This window comes from Comamonas brasiliensis, assembly GCF_018292285.1.
In the GTDB taxonomy this organism is placed as follows: Bacteria; Pseudomonadota; Gammaproteobacteria; order Burkholderiales; family Burkholderiaceae_C; genus Comamonas; species Comamonas brasiliensis.
In genome coordinates this window covers 709,427-727,449 of record NZ_JAANES010000001.1, presented here as the reverse complement: position 1 = coordinate 727,449, position 18,023 = coordinate 709,427, and the positions used below count along the sequence as shown (strand labels likewise).

The window sequence follows — 18,023 nt, the reverse complement described above, 5'->3', positions numbered from 1 at the left end:
CGAAAAAGGCGGTGCCTTGGCACCGCCTTCATCACCCGTCTTACTTCTGGGCGCTTGCGTTGGACAGCCCCCAGACATAGGAGGCCAGCACCGCAATCTGCGCCTCGGTCAGCTTGTCCTTCTGAGCAGGCATCTCGTTCATCTTGCCATGGTTGACCATGTCGACAATGACGGACTCGCCCCAGCCATGCAGCCAGATGTCATCGGTCAGGTTGGGTGCGCCAAGCGCCTGGTTGCCCTTGCCATCCATGCCGTGGCAAGCCGCGCAGGCCACGAACTTGGACTTGCCCTGCGAAGCCTTGACGGCATCGTGGGGGCTGCCCGACAGGCTCAGCACATAGTGAGCCACATTGCGCACATCTTCCGCCGAGCCCACGGCAGCTGCCATGGGAGGCATCACGCCGATGCGACCGTTGGTGATGGTTTCCTTGATCTTGTCGGGTGTGCCGCCATGCAGCCAGTCACCGTCGCTCAGATTGGGAAAGCTCTTGCTGCCGCGTGCATCGGAGCCGTGGCATTGCGCGCAGTTGTTCATGAACAGACGCTCGCCGATGGCCATGGCCTGGGGGTCCTTGGCCATTTCTTCGGTGGGCATGCTGACGAACTTGGCGTACATGGGCTCCAGGTCGACACGGGCCTTTTCCATCTCCTTGTCATAAGCACCATACTGGGTCCAGTCCAGCTCGCCCTTGAAGGAACCCAGACCCGGGTAGGCCACCAGGTAGGCCAGGCTGAAGACCACGGTGATCACGAACAGACCCATCCACCACTTGGGCATGGGGTTGTTGAGCTCGCGCAGGTCTTCGTCCCAGACGTGACCGGTGGTGTTGTCCGCAGAAGGAACGACCTTGCGGCGCGCCACCAGCACCAGCAGCAAGAAGCAGCCGAGGATGCCGATCAGCGAAACGGCCGCGATGTACACGGACCAGAAGTTGTTAAAGAAGTCGCTCATGGGATGTTCTCGTTGTAGTGATCAGACTCAGTCTTCCAGGAAGGGAAGCTGAGCTGCCTCGTCGAAACGGGCCTGGTTACGGCGGGCAAACGCCCACCACCAGATGCCCACGAAGCACGCCAGCGAAGCCAGTGTGGCCAGAACACGCATGGTGGTGATATCCATTTTCCAGTCCCTCCTCTGTTACTTGACGGCGCGACCCAGGACCTGCAGATAGGAGATCACGGCCTCCATCTCGGTCTTGTCCTTGACTTCGGCCTGAGCCCCGGCGATCTCCGCATCGGTATAAGGCACACCCACCTTGCGCAAGGCGCTCATGCGCGTTGCCACGGCAGAGTCATCCACCTTGGTGGCTTCCAGCCAGGGATAGGCAGGCATGTTGGACTCGGGCACCAGATCACGCGGGTTGTTCAGGTGGATGCGATGCCATTCGTCGCTGTACTTGCCGCCCACACGGTGCAGATCGGGGCCGGTGCGCTTGGAGCCCCACTGGAAGGGGTGGTCGTAGACGAACTCGCCAGCCACCGAGTAGTGGCCGTAGCGCATGGTCTCGGCGCGGAAGGGGCGGATCATCTGCGAGTGGCAGTTGTAGCAACCTTCGCGCAGATAGACGTCACGACCCATCAGTTGCAGCGGTGTGTAGGGCTTGAGGCCCGCCACGGCTTCGGTCGTGGACTTCTGGAAGAACAGCGGCACGATTTCAACCAAGCCACCGATGGTCAGCACGAACAGCGTCAGCGCGATCAGCAGAAAGTTGCTGGTCTCGATCTTCTCGTGCAAAGAGCTCTTGGGAACTGCGTTATTTTGATCAGACATTGCTTTTGCTCCTCAATGCTCAGGCGTGAGCCACCACGGCAGGCACTGCCACCTTGACGGAACGGCCGGCCATTGCGGTCTTCCAGGTATTCCATGCCATCACCAGCATGCCGCCCAGATACAGCAGACCGCCGGTCACGCGAATCACGTAGAAGGGATAGGTCGCCTTCACGCTTTCGACGAAGGTGTAGGTCAGCGTGCCGTCGGGGTTGATGGCGCGCCACATCAGGCCCTGCATCACACCAGCAATCCACATCGCGGCGATGTACAGCACGATGCCGATGGTCGACATCCAGAAGTGCAGCTCGATCGCGGGCACGGAGTGCATTTTTTCGCGGCCGAAGAGACGGGGAATCAGGTAGTACAGCGAACCCATGGTGATCAGGCCCACCCAGCCCAGAGCGCCGGAGTGCACGTGGCCCACGGTCCAGTCGGTGTAGTGGCTCAACGCGTTGACGGTCTTGATGGCCATCATCGGGCCTTCGAAGGTGGACATGCCGTAGAACGACAGGGACACGATCAGGAAGCGCAGGATGGGGTCGTCACGCAGCTTGTGCCAGGCACCCGACAGCGTCATGATGCCGTTGATCATGCCGCCCCAGCTGGGAGCCAGCAGGATCAGCGAGAACACCATGCCCAGCGACTGGGCCCAGTCGGGCAGCGCGGTGTAGTGCAGGTGGTGAGGACCGGCCCACATATAGGTGAAGATCAGTGCCCAGAAGTGCACGATCGACAGGCGGTACGAATACACGGGGCGACCGGCCTGCTTGGGGATGAAGTAATACATCATGCCCAGGAAGCCTGCGGTCAGGAAGAAGCCCACGGCGTTGTGGCCATACCACCACTGGACCATGGCGTCCTGCACGCCGGCATAGGCCGAGTAGCTCTTCATCCAGCCTGCAGGAATGGAGACGTTGTTGACCACGTGCAGCAAGGCCACGGCCAGGATAAAGGCACCGAAGAACCAGTTGGCCACATAGATGTGCTTGACCTTGCGGATGCCGATGGTGCCGAAGAACACGATGGCATAGGACACCCAGGTCACGGTGATCAACAGGTCGATGGGCCATTCCAGTTCGGCGTATTCCTTGCCCTGGGTGTATCCCAGAGGCAGGCTGATGGCCGCAGCCACGATGACCAGTTGCCAGGCCCAGAAGGTCAGGCTGGCCAGCTTGGGCATGAACAGCTTGGTCTGGCAGGTGCGTTGCACCACGTAGTAGCTGGTGGCGAACAAGGCCGAGCCACCAAAGGCAAAGATCACGGCATTGGTATGCAGCGGACGCAGACGTCCGTAGCTCAGCCAGGGAATGCCGAAGTTGAGTTCCGGCCAGGCCAGCTGGGACGCGATAAACACGCCCACTGCCATACCTACCACCCCCCATACCACGGCCATGATAGAGAACTGTCTTACGACGGTGTCGTCGTAATAGACAGCATTGTTATTTGTTGCTTCCATCGGGCACCTCTTAGATTTCTTGCAAAGTGTTCACTGGTTTCTCATTGGGCTCGTTGAGCCACATCAATCGTCGCGAAGAATGCGCTCGCCTTCCTGTTCCACGCTCTCGAACTGGCCCCGGTAAACGGCCCACCACAGGGCGGCCACAATGGCCATGACCAGAACTACCGACAGCGGAATAAGCACATACAGAATGTCCATCAACGGCCTCCTTGAATCAGTGGCATGACGGTGCCTCGCGGCGCAAGATGCGCAGAGGCGGACGCGTTGCTATCAGCAACCTGCAGCGGCAACGCACGTGCAAGACGGGCTGCGTTGGCGACGACCAGCAAGGAGCTCAGCGCCATGCCGAGCCCTGCCAGCCAGGCAGGCATCCAGCCCATCAGGGCCAGAGGAATAGAGATCGCGTTATAGGCTGCTGCCCAGCTCAGGTTCTGGCGCACCACGGACAAGGTCCGACGGGCCAGCAACAGGCTTTGCAGCACTAACTCCAGGCTGTCTCCCAGTACCACGAAGTCTGCTCGCGATTGTGCCAGCGGCACTGCATTGCCAAACGCAAAAGAGACATGCGCTCCGGCTAAAACTGGCCCGTCATTCAGGCCGTCGCCAACCATGGCGACCTTGTGCCCCGCCGCCTGTGCGGCCTGCAGGGCGGCTAGCTTGTCCTGCGGCTGGCAATCGCCCTGCGCAGTCTCGATACCCAGCCTGGCGGCCACCGTCTGCACCGCTGCCGAGCGGTCTCCCGAGAGCAGTTGCACGCTGACGCCATGGCGCCCGAGATCGGCAATGACCCGGGCCGCTTCGGGACGCACGTCCTCGCTCAGATGGAACTGCGCCAGGGGCAGCCAGCCAGCTTGCGATTCCTCGGCCAGCATCACGCTCTGACCCGGCTCATGCGGTGCCAGCTCGGGCACGCCGCAATGCGCGGCCGAGCCCAGACGAAGATGGCGGCGCAAAGCAGTATTGCTGCGCGCCTGCACCCAGACATCAAGGCCGCTGCCGGCAACTTCCTGGACGGAGTCCAGCAGCCAAGCACTGGCAGGCAGTTCGGCCACCTCGGCCGCCTGCGCCAGGGCCCTGGAAGCGGGATGCATGGACTGACGCGCCAGCAAGGCGGCCAGCGCCAGCAGGTCATCAGTGTCTTGACCTTCAGCGGGTGTCAGCGCGCGCAGCACCAGGCCGTCGCGCGTCAGCGTTCCGGTCTTGTCGAACACCAGCGTATCCACGGCGGCCAGCGCCTCCAGCCCCTGCAGATTGCGCACCAGCACGCCGCTGCGCGCCAGGGTACCAGCCGCCGTCAGCATGGCCACGGGCGTGGCCAGTGAGAGCGCGCAGGGGCAGGTGACGATGAGCACGGCCACGGCCACCATCATGGCCTTGCCCGGGTCGACAGGCCACCACCAGATGGCCGCAGCCAGCGCCGCCAGCAGCACCACGACAAGGAAAGGACGAGCCACCCTGTCGGCCAGTTGGGCCAGGGTGGGCTTTTGCAGCGAAGCGCTTTCCATCAGATTCACGATCTGTGCAAAGCGGGTGCCCTCCCCCACGCTATCCACGCGCACATCGACAACACTGTCCAGGTTGTAGCTGCCGGCGGTGACTGCATCGCCCTGTGCACGCAGAACAGGAGTGGACTCGCCGGTCAGAAGAGCCTCATCGGCATGGGTAGTGCCGCGCAGGATCCGGCCGTCTGCGGGAAAAGCCTCGCCCGTGAGCACACGCACCACATCGCCCGCGCACAGTCGACGTGTGGCCACACGCTCGAACTCGCCCGAATCAGGCTGCTGACGCAGCACCGAATCCGGCAGCCGGTTCATCACGGCTTCCAATGCACCGGCCGTGCGGTCGCGCAGGCGCAGCTCCAGCCAGCGCCCCGTGAGCAGGAAAAAGACGAACATGGTCAGCGAGTCGAAGAAGACTTCCTGACCAAAGGGACCGGAGGGATCGAAAGTGCCCAGCGTGCTGATGACGAAGGTGATCAGCATGCCTATGGCCACGGGCAGATCCATGCTCACGCGGCGCTGGCTGATGTCCTTGAGCGCGCTCTTGAAGAAGGGGCCGCAGCAAAACAGCACCACGGGCAGAGAAATCACCCAGGAGGCCCAGCGCAGCAAGGTCTCCATCTCCAGCGACAGATCGCCGGGACGCGCCGTGTAGGCGGGCCATGCATACATCATCACCTGCATCATGCACAGGCCGGCCACCAGCCAGCGCCACAGGGCACGGCGCGTCTCGGCCTGGCGCAGCTCGCGCGCAAACGCATCGCGCGCGGGCAAGGCCCGATAGCCGGCACGCGAGATGGCGTCCATCCATTGCGATGGAAGCACCTGGGCAGGACGCCATTCGACGCGGGCTCGACGCGTTGCGGCACTGACTTCGGCGGCCTGCACTCCCGGGACGGCTCGCAGCGCCTCCTCGATGGTCAGCGCACATGCAGCACAGTGCATGCCCTCCAAAACCACAAAGGAATCCCACACCGGGGATTCGGTCGCGTTCTCGGAGATTGGAGCCTTGGAGCCCTGGCCTGCGGGACGGCCAAACGAGCTCCATTCTTGCGGATCGTCCAGCAGATGGCTGTGCATCTGGGACGAGTTCAGGAAACCGGTGTCAGCAACAGCACGCTCTGCCGCGGAGGGCTGGACAGTAGTGTGTTGGGACATGTTTCAAGCGTAACTACGCCAGATGATACCCACCTTGACATTAATCAACTGTTAACTGCCCAATCGACATATGCTTGTATCCACAACGCATACAACCTGAAGGAGAAAGCTATGTACAACCGCATTTTGATTGCTACTGATGGCACTGAACTCTCGGACAAGGCTGTGCATGCAGGCCTGGATCTGGCCGCTTTGTGCGGCGCCAGCGTGATTGCACTCAAGGTTGTGTCGCACTATCCGCGCAGCTATCTGGAAGGCAGTGATTTGCTGGACATCAAGGAAGCCAAGCGCATCGAAGAGCAGTGGACCAGCCAGGCCCAGACCCTGCTGAACGGCGTCAAAGCCTTCGGCCATGAGCGCAAGGTCAATGTCACTACCGAAATCGCCCACTCCGATCTGGTGGCCGAATCCATTGTGGAAACGGCCAAGAAGCACGACTGCGACCTGATCGTCATGGCGTCGCATGGCCGCAAGGGACTGCAGCGTCTGCTGCTGGGCAGCGAAACCCAGCATGTGCTGACGCACTCGCCCGTGCCCGTGCTGGTGCTGCGCTGATGGACTTCATCTGAGCCGCCTAGCGGCTTCGCCCTGTGAGGACGGCGCCTTGCCTGGCGCCTCTGATATGCAGTGAGACAGGCCGCCCGGAGGCGGCCGTTTTTTCACTCTCAAATTAAAAGCAGCTTGCGCACAGGCTGCTTTATTTTTAGGCCGATTCAATACTGAATTTGCCTGTCAGACTGCGAAAACAGCTCACTTTTCAGGAGTCAAGTCAAAAGACAAGCGCCTGAAATGCGGCCAATAGTGCAGCCAAAAACCAACGCCTGACGCCCGGCTGGAGCCGCCGGGCAGCAGCCGGCTTCAGGAGAACTCTTGCTGATACTGGTCGCGCAGCAGCTTCTTCTGGACCTTGCCCATGGTGTTGCGCGGCAGGCTGTCCACCACATAGCAACGCTTGGGCACCTTGAAATTGGCCAGTCTGGCCTTGAGCGACTCCAGAATCTGCTGCCCGTCCAGCTGCGCGCCCTTGCGCGGCACGATGACGGCAACGCCCACCTCGCCAAAATCCGGGTGCGGCACGCCCACCAGGGCGCTTTCGTCCACGCCGGCCAGATCGTTGATGAAGCCCTCCACCTCGGCCGGATAGACGTTGTAGCCGCCCGAGATGATCAAGTCCTTGCTGCGCCCGACGATGCTGAAATAGCCGCGCGCATCCTGCATGCCCACATCGCCGGTCTTGAACCAGCCGTCGGCCGTGAACTCCTCGGCGGTCTTCTCCGGCATGCGCCAGTAGCCCTTGAAGACATTGGGACCCTGGACTTCGATATTGCCGATCTCGCCTGCGGGCAGGGCCTTGCCGTCTTCGCCATGAATGCGCACGCCCACGCCCGGCAGCGGGAAGCCCACGGTTGCGCCGCGGCGCTCGGCCTCGTTGCCGTAGCGCGCATCGGCCTGATAGGGGTTGGAGGTCAGCATGATGGTCTCGCTCATGCCGTAGCGCTCCAGGATGGTGTGGCCGGTACGCGTCTTCCAGGCGCGGAAGGTCTCGATCAGCATGGGGGCCGAACCAGAGATGAAGAGACGCATGTGCGCGGCCATGTCGCGGTCCAGCCGGGCGTCGGCCAGCATGCGCACATACAGGGTCGGCACGCCCATGAAGACGGTCGCATCCTTGAAGCGCGCCATGACGGCCTCGGGCTCGAAGCGGGAAAACCAGATCATGGGACTGCCGTTGAGCAAGGCCCCGTGAATGGCCACAAACAGGCCATGCACATGGAAGATGGGCAGCGCATGAATCAGCACATCGCCTTCCTGCCAGCCCCAGTAGACCTTGAGCATGGCCGCATTGCTCAGCAGATTGCCGTGGCTGAGCATGGCACCCTTGCTGCGCCCCGTGGTGCCGCTGGTGTAGAGAATCGCCGCCAGATCGTCGGTGCGGCGCGGCACGACCTGGTGCTCGTCGCTATGGTGGGCCGCGCGCTCCAGCAGGCTGCCCGTGCGGTCGGTGCCCAGGGTGTAGACATGGCCCACACCGTGATTGAACGCAATCTTGGACACCCAGCCGAAACAGCCGGGTGCGCAGACCACCACGGCCGGCTCGGCATTCGTGATGAAGTACTCCATCTCGGCACTCTGGTAGGCCGTGTTCAGCGGCAGGAACACATGGCCGCTGCGCAGCGTGGCCAGGTAGAGCATCATGGCTTCGACCGACTTTTCCACCTGCACCGCAATGCGGCTGCCCTCGGGCAGATCCAGCGAGGCCAGCAGATTGGCCATGCGTGCACTGCCATGCTCCAGATCGGCCCAGGTGTAGTAGAGGCTGGAGCCATCGGGCTCGATGGCCTCCACGGCATTTTTCGTCAGATCCGCAGGAAACGCAGCGCGCAGCGCGCTGAAAAGATTGGCTTGAGACATGTCGGTGATCGTGATGCTGTCGGTGAATGCAAAAGGTCCGGGGCCATCATAGGCCCAGCCCCGGCCTGCCCGGCGGGAGCAGGCATTGAAAAATCGCGCCCGTCAAAACGGGCGCCCGGCAAAGGCCGTCCCGCTTGACGGCGAGATCAGGAATCGATCTTCACATTGGCCGCCTTGACCACATGCGCCCAGCGCTGGATCTCGCTTTGCACCATGGCGGCAAACTGCGGCTGGCTCAGTTGCCCGTAGTCGGCGCCATTCTTGGCCCAGGCCGCCTTGATGTCCTCGGCGGCACCAATCTTGCGCACCTCGTCCAGCATCTGCTGCTGCACGGCGACTGGCGTGCCCTTGGGCGCCCACAGCCCATACCAGGTGGTGACGGTGAAGTCCGGCAGGCCGCACTCGGCCGCGCAGGGTACATCGGGAAAGGCAGGGTTGCGCTTCGTGCCGGCCACCATCAGCGCCTTGATACGACCACCCTTGATGTGCTGGGCCGACGAGCCCAGGCCGTCGAACAGCATGTCCACATTGCCGGCGATCAGGTCCTGCAGCGCCGGTCCCGCACCCTTGTAGGGAATATGGGTGATCTGGGTCTTGGTCTGCAGCTTGAACAGCTCGCCCGCCAGATGGTGCGAGGATCCCGGCCCTGCCGAGGCATAGTTGTATTTGCCAGGGTTGGAGCGCAAGTCCTGCACCAGCGCCTGCAGGGTGGCATGCGTCACCTTCTTGGGATTGACCACCACGACCTGCGGCACGCTGGCCAGCAGCGCCAGCGGGATGAAGTCGCGCTCCAGGTCGTAATCGAGCTTGGGATAGACCGAGGGCGCAATCACATGATGGGTGCCGCCCATGAAGAAGTTGTAGCCGTCGGCGGCGGACTTGGCCGCAATGCTGGCGCCCAGCGTGCCGCCCGCGCCGCCGCGGTTGTCTATCACCAGGGTCTTGCCCGAGGTCTTGGCAAACTGTGCAGAAAACGGTCTGGCAAAGGTGTCCGTGCCGCCGCCGGCAGGAAAAGGCACGACCAGGGTGACCGGCCTAGTCGGCCATTCCGATGCCCCGGCCATTCCCGTCCAGCCCGATGCCCCGGCAGCCAGCAGCGCCCCTGTCGACCGAAGCAGCGTGCGCCGCTGCAAACTCACGCTCTTTGCCCAAGAATCCCGCATGTATGTCTCCTCTGCTCGTCCGGTCAGCCGCTCTGCGGCAGCCGGACTTGTGGTTGGGAGACGCAGCAGCAAAAGCCGGCTCAGGCTGTGCGCAGCGCGGCTCGCGATGCACTTATCCCTTGCACAGCGATTCGATCTCCGAGGAAACGGGAATCTTGCTCTGCGCCAACAGGCTGCGGTGCTTGTCCAGGCGCTTCAGGTCATACAGATAGTTGACCATCAGCCCCATGGATTGCTTGAGTCCCTTGGACGACAGGTCTGCCGCCCAGTTCAGGCGCTCCACGCGCGCACCGTTGCCAAGGTGAAAGCGTGCCACGGCATCCAGCGGACGGCCCTTGGCAGTTTCCCGACCCAGATAGCGCGCAGCGCAAAACATGGCGGCCTGACGCACCACCGATTTCTCCGGCAGCGAACCGGGATCGTCCAGCGCAGCCAGCAATTGCGCAGCGCTCACTCCTCCGGCGACTTTCTCCAGGGCTGCCTTCTGCTTGTCGTCCAGCTCCGCTAGTGCCGCATCGCCGTTCTTGCTCAGCCAGCTACGCAGCCCCGGAATGGGCGACAGCGTGGCGAACTGCTTGAGCTTGGGGAACTCCTGCGTGAGCGTCTCCACCACATGCTTGATCAGCGAATCGCCGAAGCTCACACCCTTGAGTCCGGTCTGGGTGTTGCTGATGGAATAGAAGATGGCGGTATTGGCCTTGGCCAGATCGGCTGCCGCTGCGGCCTCGTCCAGCAGCGGAGCCATGCTGCCCGCCATCTTGTCCAGCAGTGCCACCTCCACAAAGATCAGCGGCACATTGGGCATGCGCGGGTGGAAGAAGCCATAGCAGCGGCGGTCGCTGTCGAGGCGATTCTTCAGATCGGCCCAGCTGCGGATATCGTGCACGGCCTCGTACTGGATCAGCTTCTCCAGCAGCGATGCCGGCGAATCCCAGTTCAGGCTTTTGAGCTCCAGCAAGGCCACATCGAACCAGCTGGAGAACAGATGCTCCAGCTCGGCATCCAGCGCCACATAGTGCTGATCCGCCTTGGGCAAGGCCAGCAACTCGGCGCGCATGTCGACCAGAAAGCCCATGCCTCCCTTGGGCTGGGCAAAACGCTGCAGCAGCCGCGTGCGCGATGAAACCAGGGCGCGGCGCAGGCTCATCTCGGCCTCGCTGCGCTCCACATCGCTGCCCGCCTTGTCATAGCGCTCGCGCGCTGCCTGCAGGGCCTTGGCATCGGGGCCGAATTTTTCGATCGCCAGCAGCCAGAAGTCCTTGCGCACGGGCGCCTCGGCCTTGCCATACCAGTCCATCAGCACCTGAGCGTGACGGCCGCCTTCCACGTCGCTGAGCGCGGTATCGGCCACCTGCTGCATGTCCTGCAGCAAGCGGCGCAGCTCGCGCGGCGACAGCGCCTCCTGCCCGCGGCGCAAGGTGGCCTCCAGGCGTTGCGCCAGCGGGCGGTGCTGGCCGTCGCCCTTCTCGCCCTCGGCGCCACGCACCCACAGCTTGGTTTGCTCAATCCACTCGGCTGCCCAACCCATAAGCATCTCCTTGTTCCTGCACCATCATGCTCTCATTGAAGAAGCAGATACCGCAATTGCAGTAACGCTTTGAGCCATTATGTGCAGTTTTCCTGCCGCAGCCAGCGCCGCATAAAAAAACGCAGACCGAAGTCTGCGTTTTCAAGGGTTTGACCATCAGGCCGCCGTCCGCTGAACCACGTAGGCCTGGCGCTTGCCGCACCACACCCACATGAGCACACCGGCCACGATCATGGGCAGGCACAGCCACTGGCCCATGCTCATGCCCAGCGACAGAATGCCCAGGAAGTCATCGGGCTCGCGGAAGTACTCGGCAATGAAACGGAAGGCGCCGTAGCCGATCAGAAAGACCGCCGCGACCTGGCCGGGCTTGCGTTCCTTGCGCGCATACAGCCACAGAATGATGAACAGCAGCAGCCCTTCCATCAGAAACTGATAGATCTGCGAGGGGTGACGCGGCAGCATGGAGCCGCTTTGCGGGAACACCATGGCCCAGGGCAGATCGGCATTCGCAAAACGCCCCCAGAGCTCGCCGTTGATGAAGTTGCCGATACGGCCTGCAGCCAGACCCGTGGGCACGCAGGGCGCGACGAAATCCGCGACTTCCAGCCAGTTGCGCTTGCGCGAGCGCGCAAACCAGATCATGGAGCCGATGACGCCCAGCAGCCCGCCGTGAAAGCTCATGCCGCCCTGCCAGACGGCAAGAATCTCCAGCGGATGGGAGAGGTAGTAGCCGGGCTTGTAGAACAGGCAGTAGCCGATTCGCCCGCCCACGACCACGCCCAGCACGCCGAGAAAGAGAATGTCCTCCACATCCTTGCGCGCCCAGGCACGCTCGCCTGTCATATATTTGAATGGAGGGTGGTGCAGTCGGCGCGTGCCCAGAAACAGGAACAGACCGAAGGCCACCAGATAGGTTATGCCATACCAGTGCACGGCCAGAGGGCCAATCTGCACGGCTACGGGATCAATGTGCGGATACATCAGCATGTCAGGCATTGTGCCGCAGGCCGATGACGTTTCTGCAAAACTGCATGCACCGAAAATGCTGCCAGGCCTTATTCGCCGATTCACAGACCTCGGAGACGCCAAACCCGGCCTGGATGACAGCGGCATCCGGCACAGGCAGCACTCTCCCCAACGTCAATGCGGCCTGTCCGCCGCCAGCCCCTGCTCGCGCACGGTCTGGCGCACGGCCCTGGCGGTCTCCTCCATCATGGTCGCCAGGCGCTGCGCCGTGCCGCCCAGGATATGCGCGCCCATGGCCTGCAGACGCTCCTGCACGGCCGGCTCCTGCAGGGCCGCGTTGGCAGCGCTGTTGAGTCGGCTCACCACGGCCTGCGGCGTACCGGCCGGAGCAACGATGCCGAACCAGGTGATGGCCAGATCGTTGAGCGCAGGATGACCCAGCTCCCTGAATGTGGGCACCTGCGGCAGGGCAGGCAGGCGCTCCTGTGCGGCCACGGCGAACGCAACCAGGCGGCCCGCAGCCAAATGCGGAGCCGACGAGGGGTACTGATCGCTGAGCACCTGGGTCTCGCCCGACAATGCGCCGCTGATCACCGGCCCCTGCCCCTTGTAGGGAATGTGGTGCAGCTTGAGCTTGAGATCGGCATTGAGGCGCTCGGCAATCAGATGCCCGATGGAGCCGATTCCGGCCGAGCCGATATTGAACTGGCCCGGCTTGCTGCGCGCAAGAGTGAGGAACTGGGCGTAGTTCTGCACGCCCATATTCGGGTGCACGGAAAACACCGACGGAATGGACGCCAGTGCGACCACCGGCACCAGGGCCTTGGCAGGATCTATGCGTGCCGACTGGGGCAGCATGATGGGATTGACCACCAGCGTGCTGATGGTGCCCAGGCCTATCGTATAGCCGTCAGGCGCGGCATTGGCCACGGCCTCGGCACCGATGAAGCCGCTGGCACCGGAGCGGTTGTCGACCACCACGGGCTGGCCCAGGGTCGTGTGCATGGCATCGGCAACCAGACGCGCCACGATATCGGTGGAGCCTCCGGGCGTGAAAGGAACCACCAGACGCACGGGACGCTGCGGATAACGCCCTTCTGCCGCCTGCGCCGTCAATGCCCCCAGCAAGGCAAGCAGCCCTGCTGTCTTCAACAAGAAGGAGGGGCGAACAGCGAAAGACATGGAGATCACTTTCTGGCAAGACAATAAAAACAGCCGCGCGACTTGCGTCGGGCGGCTGTGGGATTGTCCGTCAGCAGGCAAAGCCCGCGCTGACGAAATGACGAAACAAACGTAACTTAGTCGTCGAGCAGCGACAGATCGCGCACGGCACCGGTGTCGGCGCTGGTCACCAGCTTGGCATAGGCCTTGAGGGCTGCCGAGACCTTGCGCGGACGGGCCTGGGCAGGCTTCCAGCCCTTGGCGTTCTGCGCTTCACGGCGACGCGCCAGCTCTTCGTCGCTGACCAGCATGTTGATGCTGCGGTTGGGAATGTCGATGCGGATGATGTCACCGTTCTGCACCAGGCCGATCGCGCCGCCGGCGGCGGCCTCGGGCGAGCAGTGGCCGATGGACAGGCCGGAGGTACCGCCCGAGAAGCGGCCGTCCGTCAGCAGCGCACAGGCCTTGCCCAGACCCTTGGACTTGATGTAGCTGGTGGGGTAGAGCATTTCCTGCATGCCGGGGCCGCCCTTGGGGCCTTCGTAGCGCACGATGACCACATCGCCGGCCTTGACCTTGTCGGCCAGAATGTTGGCCACGGCCTCGTCCTGGGACTCGACCACATGGGCCGGACCTTCGAACACCAGGATCGACTCGTCCACGCCTGCGGACTTCACCACGCAGCCATCCAGCGCGATGTTGCCGCGCAGCACGGCCAGGCCGCCTTCCTTGCTGAAAGCGTGCTCGTAGCTGCGGATGCAGCCTTCGGCGCGATCCAGATCCAGGCTGGGCCAGCGGGTGTTCTGGCTGAACGCCACCTGCGTGGGAATGCCGGCCGGACCGGCCATGTAGAAGTGGCGCACGGCCTCGTCCTGCGTGCGCATGATGTCCCACTGCTCCAGCGCATCCTTCATGGTCTTGGCATGCACCGTGGGCACATCGGTGTGCAGCTTGCCGGCGCGGTCCAGCTCGCCCAGGATGGCCATGATGCCGCCGGCGCGATGCACGTCTTCGATGTGGTACTTGGGCGTGTTGGGCGCCACCTTGCACAGCTGGGGCACGACGCGCGAGAGGCGGTCGATATCGGCCATGGTGAAATCGATGCCCGCTTCCTGGGCGATGGCCAACAGGTGCAGGATGGTATTGGTGGAGCCGCCCATGGCGATGTCCAGCGTGATGCAGTTCTCGAACGCCTTGAAGCCCACGGAGCGCGGCAGCACGCTCTCGTTGTCGTTCTCGTAGTAGTCACGGGCCAGCTCGACGATGCGGCGGCCGGCGCGCAGGAACAGCTCTTCACGGTCGGCATGCGTGGCCACCACGGTACCGTTGCCCGGCAGGGACAGGCCCAGGGCCTCGGTCAGGCAATTCATCGAATTGGCAGTGAACATGCCCGAGCAGGAACCGCAGGTCGGGCAGGCGGAGCGCTCCACCTGAGCCACTTCGTCGTCGGAATAGCGCTGGTCGGCCGCGATCACCATGGCGTCCACCAGGTCCAGCTTCTTGAACTCGATGGTCTTGGTTTCGGGGTTGGCCAGCTTGGTCTTGCCTGCCTCCATGGGGCCGCCGGACACAAAGATCACCGGAATGTTCAGGCGCATCGCGGCCATCAGCATGCCGGGGGTGATCTTGTCGCAGTTGGAGATGCACACCAGCGCGTCCGCGCAATGGGCATTGACCATGTACTCGACCGAGTCGGCGATCAGGTCACGGCTGGGCAGCGAATACAGCATGCCGTCGTGACCCATGGCGATGCCATCGTCCACGGCGATGGTGTTGAACTCCTTGGCCACGCCGCCGGCCTTTTCGATCTCGCGCGCGACCAGTTGCCCCAGATCCTTCAGGTGCACATGGCCGGGCACGAACTGGGTGAAGGAGTTGGCAATCGCAATGATGGGCTTGTCGAAATCGCCATCTTTCATGCCGGTGGCACGCCACAGGGCGCGCGCACCGGCCATGTTGCGGCCGCCGGTGGAGGTTTTGGAACGGTATGCGGGCATGGGGTTCGCTATAGGACGTTATCGGGAAAGGATTCTCCGGATTATGGCCCAGCGCCGCCGCACAACGATGCCTAGCCCATGGCGCGCTGTCAGGCAAAACCTTGGTGGGGCATCGTCAATCGCGATGCCTTGTTCGCTGCTCAGCGACGTCGCTGACCGGGTGCCATGGCCTGCTTCTGGCGTTCGATGCGCTCCTTCTTGCGCTGGTCCATCTTCTCCATGGCCTTGCGCTTGGTGTAGCCCGACGCGTCGGCCCAGGCCCACCAGGCGGCGGCCGCGCCATACACAGCCAGAATCGGCCACCAGCTCCAGGCACCCACAGGTCCGATCTCCGCGAGCTTGAGCAGCGACAACACAATGGCGAGTCCTAGCAGATACATATTCCCTCACTTTTGTTCATTTTTCCCAACAGAGCGTGCACTAAAGAGTACACAAAGCAAGCACTACAATGGGCCAAAAGATCAACTTTAACCCTGCCTCCTGGAACTCATGATGAAGCAATTTCTGATCGCTTTCGCTCTTTCTGCCGCGGTTGTGGCGCCTGCAATGGCCGACCAGGCTCTGGCACAGTCCAAGAACTGCATGGCCTGCCACGCCGTGGACAAGAAGCTGGTCGGTCCCGCCTTCAAGGATGTGGCCGCCAAGTATGCCGGCCAAAAGGATGCCACCGACAAGCTGGCGGCCAAGGTCATCAAGGGCGGCTCCGGCGTCTGGGGCCCCGTGCCCATGCCCGCCAACCCCCAGGTCAATGAAGCCGATGCCAAGAAGCTGGTGGCCTGGATTCTGACGCAGAAGTGATCTGCCACTGCCACGCAGTGCAAGCTGAAAACAAAAAACCGCATGCCAGCCATGCGGTTTTTTTGTTTTCAGGCTACCGCCCTACCGGGTGACGATGGGAAAGTCGGGCCGGTTGGCATCAAACAGCTTCAGGAATGCCCCCAGAGCTGCACGGTCACCCTCGATTTTCATGGCTGTTGGCGCTTGCCCTTCCTTGGCAGCTCCGGACAAAAGCTTCAGGAATGCGGGTCGGGTAAGGCTCAGCGACACATCCGCGCCATCCTGGGCTGGCGCCTTGCGGAAATGCAGCACCGCGTTTTCAAGCCAGATCACATAGCGCTCGCCCACATCATCCAGCGCCAGATTCATGACAAAGCGCCTGTCCGCGGCCTTGACTGCGTCCAGCCGTGTGGCCAGCACTTCGAGAAAACGCTCGGTCGGAATCTGCGCCGTCATCTCGGCCATGGCCGACACATCCTTGGACATGGGCGGCACACCCTGGCGCAACTCCAGTGCCGCCGTCAGATAGCTGTTACGCCAGGTGGCAGACTCGGCGCGGTAGCCCAGCTGCTCATGGCAGCGGGCCAGCAGCTCTTTCGCCACCGCGTTGTCCGGCTCGGCAAACACCAGTTGCTGCAGCAGCTCCACGGCCCAGCGATAGTCGCCCTGCCCGGCCGCTGCACTGCCTTGCTCCAGCACCCTGGCCGTACCACCCAGCGCCCCCACATATTTCTGCGCCTTGAGCTTAGGCGGCAGCGGATCCAGATTGGCTGGATTGCCATCGTAATTGCCGAGGTAGAACTGATAGATGGCTTTGACGTTATGACGCAGATCGCCGTAGTAGCCACGTCCGCCCCAGAAAGCAGCCAGCGACGAAGGCAGCTTGATCTGTTCGGCAATCTCGGCAGGCTGCAGGCCCTGATTGATAAGGCGCACGGTCTGGTCATGCATGAACTGGTAGAGATCGCGCTGGCGGCTGATGAAGCTGGCAATATGCGCCTTGCCCCAGACCGGCCAGTTGTGCTGGTTGAACAGTACCTCTGCATCGCCAGCCTGCTCCAGCACCTTTTGCAGATAGGCAGACCACTGCATGGCATCGCGCACCTTGGCGCCGCGTATGGGCAGCAGATTGTGCATGGTCTGGGCCAGAATCTCGGCCCCTCCAAAGGCCTTGCGCTCCGGGATGCTGAAAGTTAGCTCGGCAGGGGCTTCGGCCCCGGGCATGTTGTGAAACACGAAGCGCACGCCGTCCAGCATCATCTCCTGGTCGGCCCTGTCCACGCTGACCGTGGGGGGCAGAATGCCCGTATGGCCGCTGACCAGGCTCTTGCCCAGGCCCGTGTCCACATTGCCCGCGGGCGACAGCGGCAGCCGCGTGCCGAACTGGTAGATGGCGCGCCGCGCCATGGCTGTGCCCACGAGCAAGTTCTCGCTGGTGGCCTCATCCATGAAGCCCGCAGGCGCCACCACGGGCACTTTGCGCCGCGCCACTTCCGCGGCGCTGATGACTCCCAAGGCACCGCCAAAATGGTCTGCATGGCTGTGTGTGAAGATCAGCGCCGTCACAGGCTTGTTGCCCAAGTGCTGGCGCGCAAATGCCATGGCGGCTGCGGCAATCTCGCGGCTGGTCAGCGTGTCCACCACAATCCAGCCGGTCTTTCCCTCGACCAGGGTGATGTTGCCCATGTCAAAGCCGCGCAACTGGTAGATACCGTCGCTGACCTTGAACAGCCCCGCCTGGGCATTGAGCCGGGCATGGCGCCAGAGGCTGGGGTTGACACTGTCAGGCGCGGTGCCCTGCACAAAATCAAAGGAGGCAAAGTCCTTGAGCACGCGACCATCGGCGTCCCGGACCTGGCCCGTGGGTCTGGCAATCAGGCCTCGCTGCGCATCTTCGTGATCCTGAGCATCGTCAGGCGGCAGGCTTTGTGCAAAAGTGGTCAGCGCCTCGCGCGTGGCACTGCTGACCTGGCCTGCCTGCAGTGAGCCTGCGTTTTGCGGAACGGCAGAAGGTGCTGCGCAGCCAGCCAGCACGCCAGCGGCAAGCAATGCGGCAACAGCGGCTTTGGGGGTAGGCCGAAATTCCATATATGTCTCCTTTTGTTATAGCGGTCAGCGCTTGATGGATCTAC

Annotated in this window: 16 protein-coding genes; 2 read left to right on the top strand and 14 right to left on the bottom strand. The window is 62.8% G+C overall.

The features are described 5' to 3' along the window. Window positions 1-40: 40 nt before the first annotated feature. The 6 genes from ccoP to DJFAAGMI_RS03250 all read right to left on the bottom strand — a co-directional run bounded on the left by ccoP (window position 41) and on the right by DJFAAGMI_RS03250 (window position 5,806). The gene (ccoP, locus tag DJFAAGMI_RS03275; RefSeq protein WP_003056318.1) at window positions 41-952 is read right to left on the bottom strand and encodes a cytochrome-c oxidase, cbb3-type subunit III; all 912 of its coding nucleotides are present in this window, start codon (window positions 950-952) and stop codon (window positions 41-43) included. A gap of 27 nt (window positions 953-979) precedes the next feature. Next, complete coding sequence (locus DJFAAGMI_RS03270; protein ID WP_043004505.1) at window positions 980-1,117, bottom strand: CcoQ/FixQ family Cbb3-type cytochrome c oxidase assembly chaperone; 138 nt, start codon at window positions 1,115-1,117, stop codon at window positions 980-982. A gap of 18 nt (window positions 1,118-1,135) precedes the next feature. Next, window positions 1,136-1,768, bottom strand: coding sequence for a cytochrome-c oxidase, cbb3-type subunit II (ccoO, locus tag DJFAAGMI_RS03265; protein WP_043004504.1), 633 nt, complete (start codon window positions 1,766-1,768; stop codon window positions 1,136-1,138). A gap of 19 nt (window positions 1,769-1,787) precedes the next feature. Next, on the bottom strand, window positions 1,788-3,224 hold the full coding sequence (gene ccoN, locus DJFAAGMI_RS03260) for a cytochrome-c oxidase, cbb3-type subunit I (protein ID WP_167010284.1): 1,437 nt from the start codon (window positions 3,222-3,224) through the stop codon (window positions 1,788-1,790). 63 nt (window positions 3,225-3,287) lie between these two features. Beyond that, window positions 3,288-3,425, bottom strand: a complete 138-nt coding sequence (gene ccoS, locus DJFAAGMI_RS03255; RefSeq protein ID WP_003056328.1) for a cbb3-type cytochrome oxidase assembly protein CcoS — start codon at window positions 3,423-3,425, stop codon at window positions 3,288-3,290. Then, the gene (locus DJFAAGMI_RS03250; protein WP_211456713.1) at window positions 3,425-5,806 is read right to left on the bottom strand and encodes a heavy metal translocating P-type ATPase; all 2,382 of its coding nucleotides are present in this window, start codon (window positions 5,804-5,806) and stop codon (window positions 3,425-3,427) included. Before DJFAAGMI_RS03250 ends, ccoS begins: the two co-directional genes overlap by 1 nt. 189 nt (window positions 5,807-5,995) lie before the next feature. On the opposite strand from DJFAAGMI_RS03250, the gene DJFAAGMI_RS03245 reads away from it, so the two are divergent. Beyond that, a complete protein-coding gene (locus DJFAAGMI_RS03245) occupies window positions 5,996-6,439 on the top strand; it encodes a universal stress protein (protein ID WP_043004499.1) in 444 nt (147 codons plus the stop codon). Window positions 6,440-6,742: 303 nt separating this feature from the next. On the opposite strand, the gene DJFAAGMI_RS03240 is transcribed toward DJFAAGMI_RS03245, so the two are convergent. From DJFAAGMI_RS03240 to DJFAAGMI_RS03210, 7 genes are all read right to left on the bottom strand, one after another. Then, window positions 6,743-8,296, bottom strand: a complete 1,554-nt coding sequence (locus tag DJFAAGMI_RS03240) for a malonate--CoA ligase (protein ID WP_211455912.1) — start codon at window positions 8,294-8,296, stop codon at window positions 6,743-6,745. Between the two features lie 146 nt (window positions 8,297-8,442). Next, complete coding sequence (locus tag DJFAAGMI_RS03235) at window positions 8,443-9,459, bottom strand: Bug family tripartite tricarboxylate transporter substrate binding protein (protein ID WP_211455911.1); 1,017 nt, start codon at window positions 9,457-9,459, stop codon at window positions 8,443-8,445. A gap of 112 nt (window positions 9,460-9,571) precedes the next feature. After that, window positions 9,572-10,987: a malonyl-CoA decarboxylase gene (locus DJFAAGMI_RS03230; protein WP_211455910.1), complete on the bottom strand. Its 1,416-nt coding sequence runs from the start codon at window positions 10,985-10,987 to the stop codon at window positions 9,572-9,574. A 156-nt stretch (window positions 10,988-11,143) separates the two neighbouring features. Next, window positions 11,144-11,986, bottom strand: coding sequence for a prolipoprotein diacylglyceryl transferase (gene lgt / locus DJFAAGMI_RS03225; protein ID WP_211455909.1), 843 nt, complete (start codon window positions 11,984-11,986; stop codon window positions 11,144-11,146). A 144-nt stretch (window positions 11,987-12,130) separates the two neighbouring features. Next, entirely contained in the window at window positions 12,131-13,138 is a 1,008-nt protein-coding gene (locus tag DJFAAGMI_RS03220; RefSeq protein WP_211455908.1) for a Bug family tripartite tricarboxylate transporter substrate binding protein, read from the bottom strand. A 116-nt stretch (window positions 13,139-13,254) separates the two neighbouring features. Beyond that, the gene (ilvD, locus tag DJFAAGMI_RS03215; RefSeq protein WP_211455907.1) at window positions 13,255-15,114 is read right to left on the bottom strand and encodes a dihydroxy-acid dehydratase; all 1,860 of its coding nucleotides are present in this window, start codon (window positions 15,112-15,114) and stop codon (window positions 13,255-13,257) included. A 140-nt stretch (window positions 15,115-15,254) separates the two neighbouring features. Next, window positions 15,255-15,494: a TIGR04438 family Trp-rich protein gene (locus DJFAAGMI_RS03210; RefSeq protein WP_043004493.1), complete on the bottom strand. Its 240-nt coding sequence runs from the start codon at window positions 15,492-15,494 to the stop codon at window positions 15,255-15,257. A 112-nt stretch (window positions 15,495-15,606) separates the two neighbouring features. Between DJFAAGMI_RS03210 and DJFAAGMI_RS03205 the strand changes: the two genes are divergently transcribed. Continuing rightward, a complete protein-coding gene (locus DJFAAGMI_RS03205) occupies window positions 15,607-15,912 on the top strand; it encodes a c-type cytochrome (protein WP_043004525.1) in 306 nt (101 codons plus the stop codon). Between the two features lie 81 nt (window positions 15,913-15,993). Here the strand turns inward: DJFAAGMI_RS03205 and DJFAAGMI_RS03200 are convergent, their stop codons facing one another. After that, window positions 15,994-17,979, bottom strand: a complete 1,986-nt coding sequence (locus DJFAAGMI_RS03200) for an alkyl/aryl-sulfatase (protein WP_211455906.1) — start codon at window positions 17,977-17,979, stop codon at window positions 15,994-15,996. Between the last annotated feature and the right edge of the window lie 44 nt (window positions 17,980-18,023).